Below are 1190 nucleotides of genomic sequence, written 5' to 3' on the forward strand. Positions count from 1 at the left end.
CGGTGTGAACGGCGCACCGTTTACGATCGGGTTTCGTCCAGCCTCCTCCGACTGACGTATGCGTCTGGATTGGACGCAGCTCACTCGAGACATTCCTTGTGCCGAGTGAACAGGCCGAGAAAATCAGTATGGCGGGGGAGTTGCCGTTAGCTGCATCTGCGAAGAGTTCTCTGCCAGACAGGCAAAAGCGTCCATTCAAGCCCTAGCAGACCGAAACCCACATGCTGTGCTGCGCACCAAGGTCAGCAATGCACAGATAGCATCCTTTGCAAAGTCTCCTCCCTACGAGGCATGCTGCGGTAAGAACGACCCACAGCCGCTGTTCGCTTTTTCTGGCCGCTGCGGTGCAGCCCGACATTGCGGACTTTCACTGCGACTGCGAAATTCACGATTCTCAAAGTCACAATCGGCGAGACTTTGGGGGCTGCCAAATAGCCGCCCTACAGCGCTTCATTCACTCCAGCGTCAGCTCGGGAAAATTCAGCTCCAGCGAGCGCCAGTAGCCTGACATCTGCGCGACGGCTGCATTGGTCGGGGCGTGCCAGTCGGGGAAGGCCTCGGCCTTGTCGTGGATCAACAGCGGTTCGGGAGGCGCGGGCTTGTCACGGCGGGCGCGATAGCTGCGGATCGCGCCTTCAAGCGCATCGCGGCCATAGGGTAGCAGGGTGATCTCGTCGCGATTGCCCAAGAACAGCCCCGAACTGGCCATGCGCCCGTGAAACAGGCGCCAGCTGATCTGCACGGCCTCGAAACAACTGAGTGCGGCGATCGCGGCCTCGGGCCTGCCCAGAATCATCAGATCGTTGAGCACCCAACGTTCGATCGCGCTGCGCGGATGGGTGGCGGGAAAGCACAGATCCTCGGGCAGACCTCCGCTTTTTTCGGCAATCGAGGTCGCGGCGGGCAGCGGGTGGCGCAGGGTCACAAGGTAGTCCGCCTGCCCCTGCCCCAGCAGCATCTTGAAGCTGCCCGCCCAATGGATGATCTTGTGTATATTCTTGGGCGCGAGCCATGTGCCATCACCGCCGCGCTTGGTCTTGATCTGGTAGTAGAAATTGGCGATCACCAGAAACTCGGCGGTCTGGAAGACACTGCTTTGCAAGTGAAAACACGGCTTGCCGCCCTCGCGATCATACCAGATATCGCGCAGTTCGGGAAAGCCGTCATGGGCCAGCGCCTCAGAGACCCGC

General features: G+C 60.3%; 1 protein-coding gene. It reads right to left on the reverse strand.

Translation table 11 applies throughout. From position 1 onward, the window contains the following. Nucleotides 1–454: 454 nt before the first annotated feature. A partial coding sequence (locus tag DT23_RS19775) for a hypothetical protein (protein ID WP_038133509.1) occupies nt 455–1190 on the reverse strand: 736 nt, incomplete at its 5' end.

The sequence above is a fragment of the Thioclava indica genome (assembly GCF_000714545.1).
In the GTDB taxonomy this organism is placed as follows: domain Bacteria; phylum Pseudomonadota; class Alphaproteobacteria; order Rhodobacterales; family Rhodobacteraceae; genus Thioclava; species Thioclava indica.